The 20,344-nt window shown below is 56.5% G+C and carries 18 protein-coding genes; 10 read left to right on the top strand and 8 right to left on the bottom strand.

Annotated features, from left to right (window positions below):
- Nucleotides 1-679: 679 nt before the first annotated feature.
- From BS629_RS20385 to BS629_RS20350, 8 genes are all read right to left on the bottom strand, one after another.
- Nucleotides 680-868, bottom strand: coding sequence for a hypothetical protein (locus BS629_RS20385; RefSeq protein ID WP_077988421.1), 189 nt, complete (start codon nt 866-868; stop codon nt 680-682).
- A 360-nt stretch (nt 869-1,228) separates the two neighbouring features.
- On the bottom strand, nt 1,229-1,852 hold the full coding sequence (locus tag BS629_RS20380; protein WP_077988420.1) for a hypothetical protein: 624 nt from the start codon (nt 1,850-1,852) through the stop codon (nt 1,229-1,231).
- Nucleotides 1,845-2,372 (bottom strand): hypothetical protein, encoded by a 528-nt coding sequence (locus tag BS629_RS20375; RefSeq protein WP_131604732.1) that lies wholly within the window; start codon nt 2,370-2,372, stop codon nt 1,845-1,847. Before BS629_RS20375 ends, BS629_RS20380 begins: the two co-directional genes overlap by 8 nt.
- Before the next feature lie 184 nt (nt 2,373-2,556).
- Nucleotides 2,557-3,546, bottom strand: coding sequence for a carbohydrate kinase family protein (locus BS629_RS20370; RefSeq protein ID WP_077988418.1), 990 nt, complete (start codon nt 3,544-3,546; stop codon nt 2,557-2,559).
- A complete protein-coding gene (locus tag BS629_RS20365) occupies nt 3,546-4,589 on the bottom strand; it encodes an ABC transporter ATP-binding protein (protein ID WP_077988417.1) in 1,044 nt (347 codons plus the stop codon). The genes BS629_RS20370 and BS629_RS20365 overlap by 1 nt, the downstream gene beginning before the upstream one ends.
- A gap of 4 nt (nt 4,590-4,593) precedes the next feature.
- Nucleotides 4,594-5,436 carry a carbohydrate ABC transporter permease gene (locus BS629_RS20360; RefSeq protein WP_027687010.1) on the bottom strand — a complete coding sequence of 281 codons (843 nt, stop codon included), beginning with the start codon at nt 5,434-5,436 and terminating at the stop codon, nt 4,594-4,596.
- Between the two features lies 1 nt (nt 5,437).
- Nucleotides 5,438-6,385, bottom strand: a complete 948-nt coding sequence (locus tag BS629_RS20355) for a carbohydrate ABC transporter permease (RefSeq protein WP_077988427.1) — start codon at nt 6,383-6,385, stop codon at nt 5,438-5,440.
- Between the two features lie 4 nt (nt 6,386-6,389).
- Nucleotides 6,390-8,141 carry an ABC transporter substrate-binding protein gene (locus tag BS629_RS20350; RefSeq protein ID WP_245315096.1) on the bottom strand — a complete coding sequence of 584 codons (1,752 nt, stop codon included), beginning with the start codon at nt 8,139-8,141 and terminating at the stop codon, nt 6,390-6,392.
- Between the two features lie 195 nt (nt 8,142-8,336).
- On the opposite strand from BS629_RS20350, the gene BS629_RS20345 reads away from it, so the two are divergent.
- The 10 genes from BS629_RS20345 (at nt 8,337) to BS629_RS20300 (ending at nt 20,248) form a co-directional block, all read left to right on the top strand.
- Nucleotides 8,337-9,314 carry a sugar-binding transcriptional regulator gene (locus tag BS629_RS20345; RefSeq protein WP_077988415.1) on the top strand — a complete coding sequence of 326 codons (978 nt, stop codon included), beginning with the start codon at nt 8,337-8,339 and terminating at the stop codon, nt 9,312-9,314.
- Between the two features lie 228 nt (nt 9,315-9,542).
- Nucleotides 9,543-10,868, top strand: a complete 1,326-nt coding sequence (locus BS629_RS20340) for an NAD(P)H-dependent oxidoreductase (protein WP_077988414.1) — start codon at nt 9,543-9,545, stop codon at nt 10,866-10,868.
- Nucleotides 10,869-11,900 carry a thiamine pyrophosphate-dependent dehydrogenase E1 component subunit alpha gene (locus tag BS629_RS20335; RefSeq protein WP_077988413.1) on the top strand — a complete coding sequence of 344 codons (1,032 nt, stop codon included), beginning with the start codon at nt 10,869-10,871 and terminating at the stop codon, nt 11,898-11,900. It begins immediately after the preceding gene.
- Nucleotides 11,901-12,899 (top strand): alpha-ketoacid dehydrogenase subunit beta, encoded by a 999-nt coding sequence (locus BS629_RS20330; RefSeq protein ID WP_077988412.1) that lies wholly within the window; start codon nt 11,901-11,903, stop codon nt 12,897-12,899.
- 1 nt (nt 12,900) lies between these two features.
- Complete coding sequence (locus BS629_RS20325) at nt 12,901-14,184, top strand: pyruvate dehydrogenase complex dihydrolipoamide acetyltransferase (protein ID WP_077988411.1); 1,284 nt, start codon at nt 12,901-12,903, stop codon at nt 14,182-14,184.
- A 78-nt stretch (nt 14,185-14,262) separates the two neighbouring features.
- The gene (lpdA, locus tag BS629_RS20320; protein WP_077988410.1) at nt 14,263-15,705 is read left to right on the top strand and encodes a dihydrolipoyl dehydrogenase; all 1,443 of its coding nucleotides are present in this window, start codon (nt 14,263-14,265) and stop codon (nt 15,703-15,705) included.
- Between the two features lie 81 nt (nt 15,706-15,786).
- Nucleotides 15,787-16,851, top strand: a complete 1,065-nt coding sequence (gene fba / locus BS629_RS20315; RefSeq protein WP_077988409.1) for a class II fructose-bisphosphate aldolase — start codon at nt 15,787-15,789, stop codon at nt 16,849-16,851.
- Nucleotides 16,852-17,035: 184 nt separating this feature from the next.
- Complete coding sequence (locus BS629_RS20310) at nt 17,036-17,422, top strand: hypothetical protein (RefSeq protein ID WP_077988408.1); 387 nt, start codon at nt 17,036-17,038, stop codon at nt 17,420-17,422.
- Nucleotides 17,401-19,512: a methyl-accepting chemotaxis protein gene (locus BS629_RS20305; RefSeq protein WP_077988407.1), complete on the top strand. Its 2,112-nt coding sequence runs from the start codon at nt 17,401-17,403 to the stop codon at nt 19,510-19,512. Before BS629_RS20310 ends, BS629_RS20305 begins: the two co-directional genes overlap by 22 nt.
- A gap of 88 nt (nt 19,513-19,600) precedes the next feature.
- Nucleotides 19,601-20,248 carry an HAD-IA family hydrolase gene (locus BS629_RS20300; protein ID WP_165505595.1) on the top strand — a complete coding sequence of 216 codons (648 nt, stop codon included), beginning with the start codon at nt 19,601-19,603 and terminating at the stop codon, nt 20,246-20,248.
- The last annotated feature ends 96 nt before the right edge of the window (nt 20,249-20,344 follow it).

Genomic DNA, 20,344 nt, shown 5'->3' with positions numbered 1-20,344 from the left:
AGCAACTGCTTCCATGGAACTGGACACCGCCGACCATCGACGCTCAAGCGGCGTGACCAGCGGCCTTCACCGTATGCTTACAACTTAACCGTCGTAAACGCTAATGGAGTTCTAATGGTCGAGGCCACGAGCTGATCGTGGAAGCTATCAAAATCGAAGTCGTAAGCATTCACGGGGCAGACGATGGATTCATGGGGTCTCGCAGCCGAAATCGCGTCAGGCGCGTCGATTGAGCGTGCAATAGTCCCACAAATAGGCGTTATGCTTGGAAAGCCGCTTATCAAGCACTTAGCTCATCTGCATGAGGTGCGGCCGTTCGACACCCTTGGAGGAAGTCCCATCCGCCCATCAAGGTTGCGCCACATTTTGGATGAGGGACGGTCGATAATCGTCGCGTCCTTGGCCGCATACTCCGCGGTGCTGAGGTGCGACCATCATGGACTGGCAGCGCGGCTGCCTCCGGATCGAAGGACAGCTCGACTAAACCCCCGAGACGGTATTTTCGCTGTAAAGAAGGGCGAGCGTCTCGCGAAATCCCAAGGCCTTAGTGCTTGTCCCGTCATTGTGCGAGAAACCGCATATGTACATCGTCAAGCGACTGCGATTTCGTAAGGATCGCCGAAATCCGAAGCACACGTCGCGCGGTTTGCCGAGCTTTTCGGCCGATAGTGGCAGCCGTTCACGTCAGCGCGGTCGGCCCCTCAATGTGATATTTCTTCGCCTCGGCCAACAGTCGGTTGGCCGAGCCGGCGGCCAAAGGAATTCCGGTCTCGATCCGTGCGTCTGCGATGGCAAAGCCACGCTCTCCAGGAAGCAGAACGTCATCGACACCCTCGGCCGGAGGAAGTGCCTTGATCGCATCTGCCAACCGCTCCACTTCGTCTATGCCGAACTAAATCCGACGAGATAGCCTCAATCTCATCTCTGACGGGGTTCATTTTTTCTGTCAGTCGGGCGCGTGCTTGCTGTTTATTGGTCGTTTGCCAAAATCCGAGGAAAGCGACTCCAGACTGCCGAAACGCACCGACCATCTTTCAAGTATAGGAAAAACAACCAGCTCGGCGCTGGTGGACAGCGATGATTTGGCGGCACGCTCCCTCCGCTTGATAGCACCTGAAACTACCCGCCTTGTGTCAGCACCCCAGCGAAAATTGTAGTGGGCTCCATCAGGATCGTGCGCCTGGCTCCACTAGCTAGCCATCGGGCGGCACGCAGCGAGACATGAAACTTATTCGGGGGAGCAATTAATCTCTGTGCTGTCTTGGGTTGGGACATTGCGAGTGCGAGCGCTGAAATTGGTCGGCATCCACCAGTTCGGCTCGTTGCCAAGCAACATCTGGAAAAAGCCAGCCGCGTATTCCGTATCGTTACTCGCATTCTCGCGGAAAGACCACCAGCTACGAAGATCATCAACCATCTCGCTGACATGGACGTCGATGTGAAACTCCTGGTCCATCGTCGCTGCGTATACCGTCAAACAAAACGTCGTTGCGACATATCCTTCAGGCCAAAACGCAGCTGCCGATGTCGGATCGACGCCGGCGGGGGCACATGCTGCCCTAATCGGCATGTCCGCTACGAGTTCGCGCAATACAAGAGAGGGTGCGAATCGAAAAAAGTCGTGTCGCTCGACCTTATCCTTTGGCTTCTGCCGATCGATGCTGTCCAGCCAACGAACGAATGCTCCAGCCAGCTTGATCTCGTCAACGCAAAAATCGCACTCCATCGCTTTGCCGCAAAAGTCGGCATGCGACCGAAAAGCTTCCTTGAACCAGCGTAGCTGCCTGACGGCCACTCTGAGCGGCTTGTTGGTTCCCGGAAGGTTGCGGATTGAGCGCGATAGATCAAACATGGTTGGCGCACCGTTCAAGAAGCGCGGCCAGCGCTGAGGTATCTTTCTTATGATATAAATCTAAGACCTTTTCTTGAAGAGCCAGCGCAAGCTCGGTTGCAGCGGGAATCATTGCCTCACGGTCGGGTTCATCTGGATCCGCCAGCATTGAGAGTAACCCTGCAAAAACTGCGACGACATTCGCTCCGGAACGCGTGACGGGGGATTGTTCGTCCAACTGGTCAATCGCTATCGACCCATCATCGGCCAGGTACAGTGTCAATTGGGCTGCCAGTTCGAAGACATCTTGAGAACGTGCAAGTTGCGCAAAGGCTCGACGGCCGGCACTTTGATTGGCCAGCGCTCTTTTGGCACCGATGCGACTCAATACGAGCTTCATCGTCTCATAATAGGTGACTGAAAACTCTTGCTCCGGCCTCGGAGAAGCAATGATCGCGCGCAGGCTTGTGGGGATTTTCGTCCTTTCGCCCAAGACGGAATGCGCAACATTGCAGACAAAATGATCAAGGTTGCGAGCCACAATCTCAACCTCGTTGAGAGCGGAAAGAGCTAGGCCAGATGCGGGCGCCGGGAGCCGACGGGGCGCAGTCGCTCGTACCGAGTCTCGCCCCTTTCGGAGGTTATAGCGCAATGCCCTCAACGCGTCTTTAAGCTGCGTTGTCTGTGGAGCGAATTCCTGCGACATCCCGACTGACCTCCTTGTCTCATTGCGCGTGTTCTAGGTCCGAGACATCATAACCCAACCCGCGCCTCGATGTCCTCTTTATAAATGTCCGAGTGGCATCATAATCTCGCACGCCAGCCTGGCTTCCCAGACCCGTCGCATTCAATGCGGACGACGCTTGGCCGAGTTCGACTGCATCTCGAGGCGACAGTCCCTTTATCAAACCGCTCGCGAATCCGCCGTTAAAGCAATCACCACATCCGCATGTGCACTTCACATCGACCTTGAACGCCGGCGAGTGGAACTCCAGGCCGGACTGGTCATGGTAATAGGCGCCCTCTGCTCCCAGGGTCAGAATGACGCATTTCGCGCCTCTGCCAAGAAGAAAATCCGCCAGCTCCTTGTTGTGGGTCATCCCAGAGAGCGCCCGGGCTTCCTCTTCAGAGGGAAGAAAGTAGTCCGTGTAGGGCAAAAGAGCTTCGACCTTAGGGAGATCGTCTGACGTTGAAGCGAAGACGTCGAGCGTTGTTGTCACACCGCGGCGACGCGCTTCAGCCATGAGTTCGGCCGTACGACCACAGTCATCCATCCGGTTCATCAGGCCGACTCCCCCCACATGCAGGATTTTGGTGTCGAGGACTCGATCTATTTCCGAATCTGATACGAAGAACGCATCGGTCGCACCGCGCTTGTGGAGTGCCGGTCGCTGACCGTTCGGCCGAGTCGTCACGATGGAGCAGGATGTTGTGTAGCCCTCGTAGCGCCGCATCATCGTCGTGTCTACGCCGAAAGACTGAAGCTTCATACGGACCCAGTCGCCCATGTCATCATAGCCCACTCCGCCGACCGCTTGTACCCGAAGCCCGTACTTGGCAGCTACAATCGCAGCGGATCCGGCCGCTCCGGATACGGCAAGCGTAAAGTCTTCCACGAAAAGCGTTTGCCCCTCTGGAGGGATTTCCGTGACAGGTCGGCAAAGAGCATCGAAAGTGTAAAAGCCGACGCAACTGAAATCAAAGGCCGCCGACATCATTGAACTCCGATCCTGTCGCCGTCACTGTCGAAGTAGTAGAGCCGGCTAGAATCGAACCCGATCGATATGGTGGAATCTATTTTTGCCCGGAAATCCCGGCCGGCTTTGATTTCAAAGGTCCTCTCTGGGGTGCGGACGGACAGGTAGGTGATGTCCCCGGTCGGCTCGACACCGTAAACGACGCCTTGGAGATTTTCGCCACCAACCACGCAATCCTCCGGCCGGAAACCGAGGGTAACTTGGCCGGACAGCTTAGCCGGGCAAGCGACCTTCACGCCGGGAGCCGAAAAAGCTCCACCTTGCGCCAATCCCGACACCAAGTTCATAGGGGGCGATCCGATGAACCCGGCTACGAACGTATTTGCCGGGTTCGAATAGATTTCATCGGGGGTGCCGATCTGCTGAATTACGCCCTTGTTCATGATGACGATCCGATCAGCAAGCGTCATTGCCTCGATCTGGTCGTGGGTCACGTACACCGTGGTCACCTTCAGGTCGCGCTGCATGTGCTTGATCTGGACACGCATGCTGGCACGAAGCTTTGCATCGAGGTTGGAAAGCGGCTCGTCCATGAGGAAGACTTGCGGCTGGCGAACAATAGCACGCGCGAGCGCAGCGCGCTGTCTCTGACCACCCGAAAGCGCGCCAGGCTTGCGTTCGAGAAACGGTCCGAGCTCAACCATATCCGCGGCCCGACGAACGAGGCCGTCATGCTTGTCCTTTGGAATGCGCCTCATTCTCAAGGGAAACCGAATGTTCTCATAGACCGACATGTTCGGGTACAGAGCATAGCCCTGGAAGACCATGGCAACGTCTCGATCTCGAGCATCGACTTCGTTCATAACGTTGCCGTCTATGCGAATCTCCCCCCCAGTAGGTTGTTCCAGACCGGCAATCATGCGCATGGTTGTTGTTTTGCCGCAGCCGGATGGCCCCAAGAGGACGAGAAACTCCTCGTCAGCGATATCGAGACTCACGTCTTTGACACCAAAGAAGGAGCCAAAGCTCTTCACGACATTCTTAAGTTCAATAGAGGCCATGGAATTATCCTTTCACAGCGCCCATCGTGAGGCCGCGCGAGAGATGCTTCTGGATCAAGATAACGAGGATCAAGATCGGAGCGAATGCGAGGAACGAGACGAGTGCAATTGCGTTGTAGATCACCCCGTCGGAGCCGCCTGTGAAGTTGGCGAGCGCAACGGACATCGTGTAGGCCTTTGAGGTCGATGCGATGAGGAGGGTGAAGAGAAATTCGTTGATTGCGAAGATTGAGGCGATCACCGCAGCCGTTATGATACCGGGAAGGCACGCCGGGATCATTATTTCCCAAAGAATGGTCAAATCTCCCGCGCCGTCGGTACGGGCAGCGTCTTCCAGTTCTTTTGGAATATCGAGCATGTAGCTGCGAATGATCCAAGTGACGAGGCTGAGGTTGATCGCCGCGTAAATGAGCATCAGAGCCCAAACGGAATCTAGCAAACCCATATTCTTGAACAGAAAGAAGATTGGCACCGCAACGATGGCCGGCGCCATCATCCGCGTCGACAGGATGTAAAAGCCAATGTCCTCTCGCCCGCGGAACTCATAACGAGCCAAGGCGAAGGCTGCCGGAATCGCCAAAATCAAATCAATCACGACCGAACCTGCGACCGCAACGACTGAGTTTCTAAGATAGGACGCTATCGGCCAGTCGCTGACGAGCAGGCGCCAGGCGTCCAAGCTCCAGGTGGGCCAGTAGATCGGCCTCGGCACAATGATTTCCGTTCTTGGCCTGAAGCCGATTGTCAGGAACCAAACAATGGGAACGAGACAAACGAGCGCCCATGCGACAAGGATGACGTAGCGAAGGAGGAGGCTCTCACCGCCGCTTTTTCGAATACTGGCCATGTCATGATTTCCCGGATTTGAATGCGCGCTTCACGACGGTTTGTGCGATTACGATCGTGAAGATCAGCATCAGCACCGATGCCGCGGACGCGTATCCGAAATTGAACATCCTGAAGCCCTGACGATAGATGAAGAAGCTCATCGTCTCCGTCGCACCGCCTGGTGTGCCTTGGGTCATGATGTATACGTTCGTGAACATTGTTGTGATGTCGATGCCGCGCAGCGTTACGGCAACCACGATGATAGGCTTCATCATCGGCAGTGAGATGTTCCAGAAAATGCTGCTCCAGCTTGCCCCGTCCAAGCGGGCCGCTTCCTCAATCTCCTCGTCCTGCCCCTGAAGGCCGCCGACAAAGATGATGAAAAGAAAGGGCGTCCACTGCCATACGTCCGCGACGATCAGTGTCAGTCTGGCGAGCCAGATGGACGCAAGCCAGTCGACATTGTTAGAGACCACTCCGATCGACATGAGGATATCGGAGATTACGCGGCCGTCATTGAACGCCAGCTTCCAGATGAATGCCACTGCCGAGGGCATGAACAGCATCGGCATCAGGAAAATGATCCGCCAGCCGCGGACAAACGGGTCGCGGTAACAGAAGAAGGCCACAGCCATCGCGATCACGGACTGCAGGGCGAGGGATATGCCGCCGATGATAGCGGTGTTCCCCAGAGCGGCCCAGAATTCGCGGTCTTGGATTATTCGCGTGTAGTTGCCGAGCCCGACCCAAGACCAGTTTACGAACTTGACTACAAAGAGGCTTTGGTACATCGCGAATAGGCCTGGATACAGGGTAATCGCGAGCAGGTAGGCTACAGCAGGTCCAACTAAGAGATACGGGAAGGCCTTCCTCGCCGTAGCCGAACGGGGACGAGGTCTAGCGGTTATCTTGATGGGGGAGGCGGCAAACGCCGCCTCCGTTTCAAGTTCTTGAGCGGAATGTGTCATCATCTTAGAATGGCAATGCCTTGCCTTTACCTACATAAAGCCCTGGCTCCGCATCCGCGTAAGCGATCGGGCCGTTTCCACCGGAAAAGCCATTCTTCTCCAGGATACTCTTCCAGGCCTTTTCCCCGTTCTCCAGGGCTTCCTTAGCTGAAATCTGACCGGTGACCGCCCGATTGATTTCATTCCCGAGTGCCTGCTCCATTTCGAACATCCCAGGAATGCGGGGTGCGCACCATGCGTGCTCCAGGCTGTCCGCCCAGACCTTCATGGGTTGGCTTACAGCCCGAAGACGTTCGTTTCCGAGGACGGAACGGTAGCCTGGAGCAACGCCATTCGCATTGGCTTCGTTCATCGCCATGATAGACGAAGTCGTGAGGAACGCGAGCATAAGGAACGCGCCCTCGGGATTTTGCGACGTGGCCGCAACACAGGAGGTCGAACCGGCAATGTTCGGCGGGGCGAATACACCGCCCGAAATCCGCGGCTCGTAGATCGTAACGAAGTCATCGACGATCTTCGACTGATCAGGCCGCATGGCTTGCGTGCCGCTGTCCTGCCAGCTGATGTTTGTTGCAACCTGGCCACCAAGCCAGGCGGCACGGTTTTCACCCCAGCCTGCACCGGAAACGCCTTCGATGGCATTTTTCTGAAGAGCCATGATGATATCCATAGCTTTCATTCCGGCATCGCTTGTGAGTTGCGGATTCCATTGGCTATCAAACAGGGAAAGACCGGCTTGTGCCGCGATATGCTCCCATGTGTAAGTTGCCCAGAAACCACGGGCCGCCATTAAGCCCACGCCGGCCACGCCACCACCGAGCTTGTTTGCTTCGGCAGTGATGCGAATGAGTTCGTCGTAGCTCGGTACCGATTGAGCTCGATCAATGGGTCCGCCAAGTATCTTCTCAATGATCGACTTTCGCAGGTGCACCATCTGAACGTCGCAGTCGAACGGAATGCCGACAAGCTTGCCGCCGACGTAGCCGTAGTTCAGACGGTAGGTGTCATAGAAGTCGTCGAGTGGTAGTTTCCATTTCTCTGCGTATTCGCTGAGATCGGCGAGAAATCCTGGCCCCGCAAAGTCTCCAAGCCAGGGCGAGAAGAACTGCAGAGCATCGAAGGAGGCGTTGCCGGAAATGAACTCCGAAACCGCCTTATCGTAGAAGCTATCGTCCGGGATGGGAACCAGTTCGACCGTGATGCCCGACAGCTGTTCAAAGGGCTTAAGCCCCTCGGCCGCAGACTCCTGGTCGGCAGCGCCTACAGCAAACCTGACTGTCTTTCCGCTCTGCTCCGAGCGAACTTTTTCCCAGTCTACCGTACGAATCCAGTCCTTCGCCGGATCCCACAGTGGATCATCAGACATTTTGTAGAGCTTGCGGTAGTCCTCGCGGACATAGTCTTTCACGGAAATCTTGTCCAAAACGGATTGAACATCTGGAAGACCCGATTGCGCAAACGCGGGCAGCCTGAGGGCCGTGGCGGCGCCTGCAGCAAGCCCGAAAGCTGCGGAATGCCTCAGGAATCCGCGGCGGGATACGCCCGAACTTAAAACTGTCATGTTGTACTCCTCCCAATCTGAATAAATCAGCTGAATGCCAATGGAGGCAAGTAGGTCTGGCGCGGCCTCCACTCCGCTCCGGTAGCTCTCGTTCGTTTTCAGAGGCGAACAATTGCTATTACAAAATACAATGTGTTCATGATAGGCGCCTGTCAACCATTTTTTTGGCAGTTCGTTTGCGCGAAATGCGAACATAGTCAATTTTCAAAACATATTTGTGCGCTGCAGCGATTGTTTAGGGAGCAATCGAACCGATCTATCCACTGGGTGATAAATCTTGTACAGGACAGGAAATTCAAAACTCGGCGACGCCGCGGTCGTTTGCGGAAGATCGGTGAACCCCTCACGGCGTTATCCGCCCTAATTTCGAAACATCCGGAAGGAAGCTAAATGCAGACCACGCCTCCAGTTGTCATGGTTCAGACTGAGTCTGAAAGGCTGCGGGCGCGAGTGGCGTGGCTTTATCACATAGAGAATTACACGCAGAACGACATTGCTGCTCACCTGGGCATAAATCGCGTCATGGTCGTAAGGCTTCTTGCGGAAGCACGCCGCCGTAACGAGGTCCGTGTTACTATATCTTCGGCGCTTTCCGAAATGATCGCTCTTGAAAGGGAGCTAGAGGTAACCTTCGGGATAAAACAAGCAATTGTCGCACCCTTCGCAGATGCTGAAGGTGATCCGACCAAGGTGATTGCAGCAGCAGCGGGAGCGCTAATCACAGGAATAATGCATTCCGGCATGATCGTCGGTGTGGGTTGGGGGCGCACCCTCTACAACACATTGCCATTTATTGCCGGGGCCGCACTTGATGACTTCCGCGTCGTGTCGCTGCTCGGCGGCATTTCTGCCGCCCGTCGCTTTAATCCCGCAGAGTTCGCTTGGCAGTTCGCAGAGCTGTTTAAGGGAGAGGGCTTCCTTGTCACGGCGCCCGCTGTCGTCGACAGCCCGGAGACAAAACATGCGTTGCTGGAGAGATGCGGCCTTGCCGCTATCTTTGAGATGGCAGATAAGCTGGACGTCGCACTTCTCTCAGTCGGGGGCATCTCTGCGCTAACCACAAGCTATCGCACCGGATATCTGAGTGAAGCGGATCGGCGCTCATTGATAGACGCCGGCGCGGTTGGAGATATTCTTTACAACTTCATTGACAAGGACGGGAATGTCATTGACCACGAAGTCAACGCTCGGGTTATCTCGGTCAATCTCGACCGTCTGAGGCGCACGCCCGAACGCATCCTGATCTCGGGCGGGCCGGAAAAGCTGGAGGCGCTTCGGGCGTCTCTTGTTACGATCAAGCCGACCACTTTTGTGACCGACGAACAGACCGCGACCGCGCTGCTCAATTCAACAGCTGAACGCCCTTAGCGAGCGTAGACGCCAATAATTAACGGCGCGAGGCGCGAGCCGCTTCGGTAGCTGTAGTTCCGCGTGCAATCAAAGTTTGTCCGAGTGTTCATCGTGGAGATAAAAGTTCTCTCCACGCACCAAAACCCACGAAATTTCGCCTAATGCAGCAGCGATAAAGAACATACGTGTTGACGAAATAACAAATGTACACTACCAATCATCCCGAGTGAATTTGGGAGGAATGGAATGCCCATCAACGTTGCGCCAACCGGGCTCGCACGCGATCTGCTGCGTCGAGAGACCGACGGAAAACCTATTCGTATTGGCCTTATTGGCAGCGGGGAGATGGGGACCGACATCGTCACCCGCGTCGCACACATGACTGGAATCACGATCGGGGCAATCTGCGATCTCAACCTCGCCCGCGCCCGCGAAGCCGTCGATATCGCTTACCAGGCTGATGGCCATCATCGTGAAGCCGCAACCGCGGATCAGCTCAACTCTGTGATTGAGGACGGGAAGATTGCCGTCACGGCCGATTCCGCCAATATCCTGAATAGCGGACTGATCGATGTCGTGATCGATGCCACTGGTGTCCCCGCCGTGGGCGCGGAAATCGGTCTGGCGGCCATGGAGCATGGCAAGCACCTCGTGATGATGAACGTGGAAGCGGACGTCACGATTGGTGCATATCTCAAAAGCGAGGCCGAGCGGCTCGGAGTTACTTACTCCCTGGGTGCCGGAGACGAGCCATCATCTTGTATCGAATTGATCGAGTTTGTTTCAGCGATGGGACATCCAATCGTTGCGGCAGGCAAAGGCAAAAATAACCCCTTGAACATCGACGCGGTCCCCGACCAGTACGCCGAGGAAGCGGCTCGCCGAAACATGAACGTCCGCATGCTTGTCGAATTCGTGGACGGCTCGAAAACGATGGTGGAAATGGCCGCCATTGCAAACGCCACGGGTCTTGTGCCGGATAAACCTGGCATGCACGGGCCGGCGGCCACGCTTGACCAGTTGTCAACGGTACTCGTGCCTGAAAAGGACGGCGGCGTGCTGACGAAGGTCGGGGTCGTCGACTATTCGATTGGAAAGGGTGTTGCCCCTGGTGTGTTCGTTGTTGCCGACATGTCCCATCCGCGAATCTCGGAGCGCATGGAAGATCTGAAGATGGGGAAGGGGCCGTATTTCACCTTCCACCGGCCGTATCATCTGACCTCATTGGAAGTGCCGCTCACCTGCGCCCGTGTCGTTCTTTACGGAAAGCCGGACATGGTCCCTCTGTCTACGCCTGTCGCCGAGGTGTGTGCAGTGGCCAAGAAGGATCTTCAGCCCGGCGAAAAGCTCGATGCAATCGGCGAGTACTGCTATCGCGCATGGATCATGACTGCGCCTGAAGCTCGAAGTGCCTCTGCTATTCCGTGCGGCATGCTGCAAGGAGGCAAGGTCACCGCGCCGATCAAGAAGGGCGAACTGATTACTTACCGCAATGCATCGGTGGCGGAAGGCTCTCGTCTTGCAGCCTTGCGCGCAAAGCAAGACGCTCTGGTTTACGGCAGGGAGGCATAAATGGCGAATTCAGCAAGAGCGATGAAGAGTGCCGAGACCAGCAATCTTCCCTTCATCTACAGACAATATACGCGCGAGCAGTTGCTGGACGCTCTTCGGAAGATGCACCTCATCCGCCAGTTCGAGGAAGGCGCTGAGGAAAGCTACACGCGTGGTCTCATCCACGGAACGATGCATCTGTCGATTGGCCAGGAAGCAAGCGCCATGGGCGTTTGCCTCCCGCTGACGCAACAGGATCAGATCACCTCGACCCATCGTGGCCACGGGCACTGCATTGCCAAGGGCGCTGACGTCAAACGCATGTTTGCAGAATTCTTCGGTAAAACGACTGGCTATTGCGCCGGCCGCGGCGGTTCCATGCATATTGCAGACGTCACGACCGGCAATCTCGGCGCAAACGGAATCGTCGGGGGCGGCTTGCCTATCGCCGTTGGTGCCGCGCTGACATCCAAGCGGCTCAAGACCGGAAAAGTCGTCGTCTGCTTCTTTGGTGACGGCGCAAACAACGAAGGTGCCTTCCACGAAGCCTTGAACATGGCTTCCGTTTGGAAGCTGCCCGTAATCTTTGTTTGCGAGAATAACGGCTACGGCATGTCGACCTCGACCGCGCGCTCGACGGCAGTTGCCAATATCGCCGACCGCGCCAGTGCCTACAGCATGCCGGGGGTAATCGTTGACGGCAACGTGCTCTCCGAGGTGGCGGAAGCCACGCACAACGCCGTCGAACGTGCGAAGGGCGGAGAAGGACCATCGCTCATCGAGTGCAAGACCTATCGTTACCGCGGTCACTCCAAAAGCGACCGAAACCGCTACCGCACCAAAGACGAAATCGACGACTGGATGAGCAATCGGGATCCTATCGTCCGGTTCGAAGCGCAACTGAAGGAATTCGGTTTTGCCAATGACGCAGAGCTCGATGGAATCCGGCAGTCGGTTCGCGATGAGATCGCAGCAGGTATCGAATTCGCAAAAGCAAGTCCCGCGCCTGACGTGTCTGAGTTGTCTGAGAATGTTTATACGGAGCAGGCATAAATGGACATGAGTGTTCGAGAACTCAGCTACTCCCAGGCTATCCAGGAAGCCATGGCAATTGCGATGGAAGCGGACGAGCGTGTCATTCTGATGGGCGAAGACATCGGCGTTTATGGTGGCGCGTTTCAGGTAACCGGCGATCTCATCGACAGGTTCGGCCCGGATCGCGTGATGGACACCCCCATTTCCGAGCTTGGCGGCGCAGGCGTCGCGGTTGGTGCCGCGATGACCGGACTGAGACCGATTTTCGAGTTTCAGTTCTCTGATTTCGCGGCGCTGGCGATGGAGCAAATTGTCAATCAGGCAGCCAAAATACGCTACATGCTCGGCGGAGAAGTGTCAGTGCCGGTTGTTATGCGGTTTCCAGCCGGCTCTGGCACAGGGGCGGCCGCCCAACATAGCCAGAGCCTGGAGGCGTGGTTGGGACATGTGCCGGGCTTGAAGGTTATCCAGCCTGCGACACCATACGATGTCAAAGGGATGCTGCTTGCCGCTGTCGCCGATCCAGACCCGGTCATGATCTTTGAGCACAAGCTTCTGTACAAAATGAAGGGTCCAGTTCCTGAAGGTCATTATACGGTCCCTCTCGACAAGGCGGAAATTCGTCGACACGGCAAGGATCTGAGCATCGTCGCGACGTCGATCATGGTCCATAAGTCACTCGATGCAGCCGAACGGCTCGCCGCCGAAGGCATTGATGTCGAAGTGATCGATCTTCGTTCGGTGCGGCCGATCGACAGGGCGACCGTGATTGCAAGTGTGAAGAAGACGACGAGGCTCCTCTGCGTCTATGAGGGCGTCAAGACGCTTGGTGTCGGTGCAGAAATAAGTGCGATGATCGCCGAAAGCGACGCGTTCGACTATCTGGATGCACCGATTGTCCGGCTTGGGGGCTCCGAAACGCCTATTCCGTATAATCCGGAGCTTGAGAAGGCTGCCGTTCCGCAAGTCCCAGACATTATCGATGCAGCGCGGGATCTTGTGAGGGGAGCGCGATAGTATGGCAACAGAAATCATCCTTCCGAAGGTCGACATGGATATGGCGACCGGCAAGATCTCGAAGTGGTATTTCAAGGAAGGTGACCGCGTCGGGAAGGGCGACGTCCTGTTCGAGATCGAAACCGACAAGGCGGCAATGGAAATAGACTCCCCCGCAACAGGCATTCTTCGAAACGTCACTGGCGAAGAAGGCATTGATATCGCGGTGGGGTCAGCAGTCGCTTGGGTTTACGAGGAGGGCGAGGAATATCAGGCCGCCCCTGAGCTGTCTCCTCCCACCGCTTCTGGGACGGTGGAGGCTTCCGACGCGACCACCGCCAATCCGGTCGCACAAAACCATAATGTGTCAGCTGATGCCGGAAGCGCAATCAGGGCTACGCCTTTGGCAAGGCGTCTGGCTCGAGAAGGCGGCATCGATTTGGGTTCCGTGGCCGGGACCGGCCCATATGGAAGGATCGTCAGCGCTGATGTTTCGAAGGCTCGCGTTGCTGAGGCGACGGTTGCTCTGCCAGCGCCTACCGGTGCTGAAAATATTGGCCAACAAGGTTCTTCTGACGGCTCTCTGAAGCTGTTCCCCGAAGGCACGTTCGATCTGCAACCTCATACACCCATGCGAAGGACGATCGCCCGGCGATTGCTGGAAGCAAAGACAACTATTCCGCATTTTTATCTCTCGGTTGATTGCCATATCGATGCCTTGCTCAAGTTGCGAACCGAGCTGAACGAGTCGGCGCCAGTGGCGGATGGCACGCCGAAATATAAGTTGTCGGTTAATGACATGGTCATCAAGGCCTATGCGCTGGCCCTCGGATCAACGCCCGACGCGAACGTGTCTTGGACGGAAGAGAACCTCTTGCGCCACCATTCCGTTGACGTAGGAGTTGCCGTCTCCGTGGCAGGCGGACTGATCACGCCGATCATCCGGCATGCGGAATCCAAGACGCTTTCAACGATCTCCAATGAGATGAAGGATCTGGCTGCACGCGCCAGATCAGGGAAATTGAAGCCGGTCGAGTATCAGGGTGGCACAGGAGCGATATCGAACCTCGGGATGTTCGGGGTCAAGGAATTCGCAGCAATCATCAATCCTCCCCATTCAACAATCCTGGCTGTCGGCTCTGGGGAGAAAAGGCCCGTCGTCAACGCTCATGGCGATTTATCGAGCGCGACCGTAATGACTGTGACGTTGTCAACCGATCATCGTGCGGTGGATGGCGCTCTTGGCGCAGAGCTGATTGGAAAATTCCGAACGCTCATCGAAAACCCGATGAGCATGCTGATCTAGTTTCCTCCCAGCCTCGGGGGATCTTGCTACGACACGAACACGTCGTGACGGATCCCCCAATCTTTTCAAGGAAAACAGATGTCCTACGACGTCATCATCATCGGCTCGGGTCCCGGCGGCTATGTCGCCGCCATCCGTGCCAGCCAGCTCGGCCTCAAGACCGCGATCGTCGAACGCGAGCATATGGGCGGCATCTGCTTGAACTGGGGCTGCATACCCACAAAGGCGCTGCTGCGCTCGGCCGAGGTGCTCGACCACGCCAATCACTTCAAGGATTTCGGCCTCGTTCTCGTGGGCACGGTCAAGCCGGATGCCAAGGCCGTCGTCGGCCGCTCGCGCGCCGTCTCCGCCCGACTGAATGCCGGCGTCGGCTTCCTGATGAAGAAGAACAAGATCGACATCATCTGGGGCGAAGCGAAGATCACCAAGCCCGGCGAGATCGTTGTCGGCAAGTCGTCGAAGCCCGTTGTCGAACCGCAGCATCCGCTGCCGAAGAACGTCAAGAGCGGCGAAGGCACCTATACCGCCAAGCATATCATCATCGCCACCGGCGCCCGTCCGCGCGCGCTGCCTGGCATCGAGCCGGATGGCAAGCTGATCTGGACCTATTTCGAGGCGCTGAAGCCGGATGTTTTGCCGAAGTCGCTGATCGTCATGGGCTCGGGCGCGATCGGCATCGAATTCGCCAGCTTCTACCGCTCGATGGGCGTCGACGTGACCGTCGTCGAAGTCATGCCGACCATCATGCCGGTCGAGGATGCCGAAATAACCGCAATCGCCCGCAAGCAGCTTGAAAAGCGCGGCCTCAAGATCTTCACCAGCGCCAAGGTCACGAAGGTCGAGAAGGGCGCCGGCAGCGTCACCGCCCATGTCGAGACGGCTGATGGCAAGGTGCAGCAGATCACTGCCGACCGGCTGATTTCGGCCGTCGGCGTTCAGGGCAATATCGAGAATCTCGGCCTCGAGGCGCTCGGCGTCAAGACGGACCGCGGCTGCGTCGTCATCGACGGCTACGGCAAGACCAATGTCGCCGGCATCTATGCGATCGGCGATGTCGCCGGCCCACCGATGCTGGCGCACAAGGCAGAGCATGAGGGCGTCGTCTGCGTCGAAAAGATCGCCGGCCTGCCGAACGTCCATCCCACAGACAAGGGCAAGGTCCCGGGCTGCACCTATTGCAATCCGCAGGTCGCCTCTGTCGGCATCACCGAAGCGAAAGCCAAAGAGCTGGGCCGCGACATCCGCGTCGGCCGCTTCTCCTTCGCCGCGAACGGCAAGGCGATCGCGCTCGGCGAAGACCAGGGCATGGTGAAGGTGATCTTCGACAAGAAGACCGGTGAACTGCTCGGCGCCCACATGGTCGGCGCCGAAGTCACCGAGCTCATTCAGGGCTTCGTCGTGGCGATGAACCTCGAGACGACCGAGGAAGAGCTGATGCACACGATCTTCCCGCATCCGACCGTGTCCGAAACGATGAAGGAAGCGGTGCTCGATGCTTACGGCCGTGTGCTGAACGCTTGAGTTGCCGGACGAGAGTTAGCTTCACCTCGTGACGAAATGTACAGGCGGCGTTTGCGAATACCCCGGGGAAAGAGAATTCAGATGGCAAGGATAACCCTCAGGCAGTTGCTGGATCACGCGGCGGAGGAGGGATACGGCGTTCCCGTCTTCAATATCAACAACATGGAACAGGCGCTCGCCATCATGGAAGCCGCGGATGCGGCCCGCGCGCCTGTCATCATGCAGGCATCGCGTGGTGCGCGCGCCTATGCCCATGACATCATGCTCAAGCACATGATGGACGCGGTCGTCGAAATCTACCCGCATATCCCGGTTTGCGTCCATCTCGACCACGGCAACGATCCGGCCAGCTGCATGACGGCTATCCAGGCGGGCTTTACCTCCGTGATGATGGATGGCTCGCTGAAAGCGGATGCGAAGACACCCGCCGACTGGGACTACAATGTCGGCGTGACCAAAAGAGTGACCGAGATGGCGCATCTCGGCGGCATTTCCGTCGAAGGCGAGCTCGGTGTGCTTGGCTCTCTGGAGACGGGCATGGGAGAGGCCGAAGACGGGCACGGCGCCGAAGGCAAACTGTCTCATGACCAGCTGCTGACGAACCCGGACGAGGCGGCGAAATTCGTGCGCGAGACGCAGGTCGATGCACTTGCGATCGCCATGGGCACCTCGCACGGCGCTTACAAATTCACGCGCAAGCCAGATGGTTCGGTGCTGGCGATGAATGTCATCGAAGAGATCCACCGCAGGCTGCCAAACACGCATCTCGTCATGCACGGCTCGTCGTCAGTTCCAATAGAGCTGCAGGAGATCATCAACAAATATGGCGGTCGGATGGAACCCACGTGGGGCGTGCCCATCGAGGAAATTCAGCGCGGCATCAAGAATGGCGTTCGCAAGGTGAATATCGACACTGATGGCCGGATGGCCATGACCGGGCAGATCCGCCGGATCCTGCAGGAAGATCCGAGCGAATTCGATCCCCGCAAATACCTGAAGCCAGCAATGGCCGCGCTGACCAAGCTTTGCAAGGAGCGCTTCGAGCAGTTCGGCACTGCCGGCATGGCGGAGCGGATTACACCCCTTCCGGTCTCGGTGATGGCTAAGCGTTATGCCTCCGGGTCGCTCGATCCAATTTTCACTTAGATCGGAATGGAACATTTGCCTCGATGAACTGCAACTAGTTTAATTCAGATGGCAAATGTCCGCTCGCTTACTTTCCTGTCGTGAACATATAGATCAATTTGTGACAGTTTGTAAGACAGAAAGGTAAATTTAAGCTATTCCTGTCAGAGTGTCGGCACGGAGACCAACTGCTTTGGGGGGCAAAATGGACAGGATGCTTGCACGGTTCAGAATACAGACGAAGGTCGTGATACTGGTTCTGCCGCTGCTGATGACGATCATTGCGGTAGGCGCCACGGGACTTTATGCAACGGGGGTTCTGGAAGCGCGATTAAACGTGTCCAATGACGTGGTCCGGCTCCTGTCGGGATTTAAGGGTGTTTACGCCGGCATTACAACATTTCTTCGCGAGCCAAATGATGCGACATTCACGCATGCCTCCGACATAACTACAGCACAGATCAGCGAAATCGACCGTACGGTCGAAGAAATTCCGGACGCCCAGGATGTTGCCGAATTACGGAAGGCGCAGGAAGCTACGCGAACGATCCTGTCACACGTCAACGAGATATGGAGAATTCGACAGGACTGAATTCCCTCCAGCTGGAACTTGGCAAGCACGCTTTCAAGATCGTGGCCCAAGCCACTCAGCTTGATAACAAACGAAAGTCGAGGCTTTCCGAGACGCTGGCCCTTCAATCCATTCTGAACGACTGCGAAGATCTTGAGATTCAACTGCGGTCGATGGATGGCTGGTCTCTTCGTCCTGAAGGAGCATCTGTGCGAGCATCCTTAGAAAACCTTGCACGCAAACTGTCAAAATCTGACCGTCTTCTCAATTCATTCGGTGTGCGGGACGGGACGCGCTTAGCTGACCGAGTTTTGGCGCTCCCGAAACGAAGTGGGAATCAGGAAACCGGGGACCAGGCTGAGGAATTAGCCATTGCAAACGACTTGGCTGGTCTAACGAAAGGATTGCGGACGCAGAGTGTGGCAGCCGTCGATCACGCAGCCACCGATCTGAACAGCTCCCGCGACGGGTCGCTCGACGCCGACAAGGTGACGAAAAAGCTCCGGTCGATTGTAAGCAACAGCAGCGATGTGAAAATTGCTCTTGCCAGCATTCTGGGCGAACCGACTGAGGATAAGGTGAAGAGCGTAGAGCGAGCCCTGTTCGTCTATACCGCCGAGGTAAGCTTGGTGACTGAGTTGGCCGCGATTGATCCCTACTTCGGCGAGATCCCCGGAAAGGTTAAGGCGATCGCCGACGACTTGCGCGAAAGTGCCACCGGACTGGAAGCCAATCGCGCCGCTTCCGAGGAGCAGTACCGTTACGCGACTGACAAAATCAACGAGATCTGGGGACAAATGGATGCATTTGCGGACTCTCAACGGCAGATGGCATCGACTGAGCGGTCGCTGGCGAACTCTGTCTCACTCACATCGATGGCTGTTGGATTGCTGATCGCAATAGCATCGGGCGTTGCACTGGTCATCACGCTTAAGCGGCCGATCGGTTCAATTACTGACGTTATGCGTCGTTTGGCTGCTGGTTCGTTGGACATTGCAATTGGCGGAGATCGGCGAAAAGATGAGATCGGAGAGATGGCGCGTGCACTTGCAGTGTTCAAGGAAAACGCTGCTCAGAAGATTGCCATGCAGGCGCGTACGGAAGAGCTTCATCGGATGGCAGAGTCGGAGCGGGACACAAACGAACGCGAACGAGCTTCGACTCAGAAAAACATCGAATTTGCGGTAACGTCGCTTGCGGACGGTCTTAAAAATATGGCGAGCAGAGATCTGCGGAAAACTATCGAGGTCTCGTTTGCCGGGGATCTGGATACACTCAGACGAGACTTCAACAGCACCATCAGCGACCTGAGTTCGACTATGCTGGACGTCCGAGCGACGTCAGCCGAAATTCACACCAATGGCCGGCTCCTCGCGGAAGTCTCCGAAGAACTTTCCCGCAGAAATGAACAGCAAGCGGGCTCGATCGAACAAACTGCGACAGCAATCGAAAAGATCACCATAACCGTTGCGGAAGCCTCGGAGCGCGCAGCAAGTGCCGCTGAGATCGTGCAGCGGGTCAAGCTGGAAGCAGATGGCTCACTTGTTGTCGTGGGACATGCCATCGGCGCAATGTCCCGTATCAAGGAAGCGTCCGATCGCATAACGAGTATCGTCAGCGTGATCGACGGTATTGCATTCCAGACAAATCTGCTTGCGTTGAACGCGGGAGTTGAGGCCGCCCGCGCTGGAGAAGCAGGGAAGGGATTTGCTGTCGTCGCGCATGAAGTCAGAGAGCTTGCCCAACGCGCCGCTTTGGCGGCGAAAGAAATCGGAGCTCTTATTCATCATTCTACGAGCGAGGTGGACGCGGGGGTAAACTTTGTTGAACAAACGGGCCACGCCCTGGATGATATCGCGCTGAAGATTGGCGATGTTTCCCGGGATGTTGGCCAGTTGGCTCTGTCAAGTCAAAGCCAGGCAAAAAGCCTCAACGACATCAACGACGCCGTTAGCACTATGGAAAGAGTGACGCAACTCAACGCCACTATGGCCGAGGAGGCAGGCGCAGCCACTCGCCGCCTTGCGGAGCAAGTCGACGACCTCGTCCAGCTGGTAGATTCCTTTGCACTGAATGAAACGCCATTTGTTCATACTGAGAGGGCCGCCTAGACCCAGATCGGCCAGCCTTTTCGCGGCTCACCCACAACCTAGCGCACACCAGATGAGGATACTTTTCCCGTTGAAAATCAATGAAAATATGAAATTCTCGGCCTTCCTTTTCGATTTGGATGGGACGCTTCTGACGTCCATAGCAGCCGCCGAGCGAGTTTGGGGCGCTTGGGCGCAACGCCAAGGCCTGGATCCAATCACGTTCCTGCCGACAATGCATGGACAAAGAGCGATCGACACTATTCGTCGGCTGAAGCTTCCCGGGCTGGACCCGGAGATCGAGGCTGCAAGGATTACCAAAGCAGAGATCGAGGACGTTCAGGGGGTCGTTGCGATTGCGGGAGCCGCAGAGTTCTTAGCTGCACTTCCCGTTGATCGGTGGGCGATTGTCACATCTGCGTCAAAGAAGCTCGCTCAAAGCCGACTTGAAGCCGCTGGGCTAGTCAAACCGCACGTTATCGTCACCGGGGACGATGTCGCAGTAGGCAAACCGGACCCTCAGTGTTTTCTCCTCGGCGCAAAGCGGCTGGGATTTCGGGCTGCAAATTGTCTTGTCTTTGAGGATGTTGAGGCGGGAGTCAAAGCCGGACGCGCGGCAGGCGCCGATGTGATCGTCGTTACGGCTGCCGGTCACGATCTCGATCTGCCCAACACCCAAACAATAGACGACTACACCAACATCGTCCCGGTGGTTTCGGCGGAGGGCCTGCTGTCCATCAAACGTCGTACAGGCTAAGTTTGGCGCTTCCGCAAGGCGATTTGCCAAAATAGTACTACAAAAAGCGTCATGCGATCTGCTCGAAGGCTGAAGAAGTGACATTGAACTCCCAGC

This window comes from Rhizobium leguminosarum bv. viciae USDA 2370 (genome assembly GCF_002008365.1).
Classification (GTDB): Bacteria; Pseudomonadota; Alphaproteobacteria; order Rhizobiales; family Rhizobiaceae; genus Rhizobium; species Rhizobium leguminosarum.
The sequence above is the reverse complement of the archived record's forward strand: the minus strand, read 5'-3'. Positions and strand labels throughout refer to the sequence as shown.

Bases quoted from the DNA above. Each gene is read 5' to 3' on its own strand.
- BS629_RS20380 (WP_077988420.1), bottom strand. From the start codon at position 1,852: ATGTTTGATCTATCGCGCTCAATCCGCAACCTTCCGGGAACCAACAAG.
- BS629_RS20370 (WP_077988418.1), bottom strand. From the start codon at position 3,546: ATGTCGGCGGCCTTTGATTTCAGTTGCGTCGGCTTTTACACTTTCGAT.
- BS629_RS20365 (WP_077988417.1), bottom strand. From the start codon at position 4,589: ATGGCCTCTATTGAACTTAAGAATGTCGTGAAGAGCTTTGGCTCCTTC.
- BS629_RS20360 (WP_027687010.1), bottom strand. From the start codon at position 5,436: ATGGCCAGTATTCGAAAAAGCGGCGGTGAGAGCCTCCTCCTTCGCTAC.
- BS629_RS20355 (WP_077988427.1), bottom strand. From the start codon at position 6,385: ATGACACATTCCGCTCAAGAACTTGAAACGGAGGCGGCGTTTGCCGCC.
- BS629_RS20350 (WP_245315096.1), bottom strand. From the start codon at position 8,141: ATGTTCGCATTTCGCGCAAACGAACTGCCAAAAAAATGGTTGACAGGC.
- BS629_RS20345 (WP_077988415.1), top strand. From the start codon at position 8,337: ATGCAGACCACGCCTCCAGTTGTCATGGTTCAGACTGAGTCTGAAAGG.
- BS629_RS20340 (WP_077988414.1), top strand. From the start codon at position 9,543: ATGCCCATCAACGTTGCGCCAACCGGGCTCGCACGCGATCTGCTGCGT.
- BS629_RS20335 (WP_077988413.1), top strand. From the start codon at position 10,869: ATGGCGAATTCAGCAAGAGCGATGAAGAGTGCCGAGACCAGCAATCTT.
- BS629_RS20330 (WP_077988412.1), top strand. From the start codon at position 11,901: ATGGACATGAGTGTTCGAGAACTCAGCTACTCCCAGGCTATCCAGGAA.
- BS629_RS20325 (WP_077988411.1), top strand. From the start codon at position 12,901: ATGGCAACAGAAATCATCCTTCCGAAGGTCGACATGGATATGGCGACC.
- lpdA (WP_077988410.1), top strand. From the start codon at position 14,263: ATGTCCTACGACGTCATCATCATCGGCTCGGGTCCCGGCGGCTATGTC.
- fba (WP_077988409.1), top strand. From the start codon at position 15,787: ATGGCAAGGATAACCCTCAGGCAGTTGCTGGATCACGCGGCGGAGGAG.
- BS629_RS20310 (WP_077988408.1), top strand. From the start codon at position 17,036: ATGGACAGGATGCTTGCACGGTTCAGAATACAGACGAAGGTCGTGATA.
- BS629_RS20305 (WP_077988407.1), top strand. From the start codon at position 17,401: ATGGAGAATTCGACAGGACTGAATTCCCTCCAGCTGGAACTTGGCAAG.
- BS629_RS20300 (WP_165505595.1), top strand. From the start codon at position 19,601: ATGAAATTCTCGGCCTTCCTTTTCGATTTGGATGGGACGCTTCTGACG.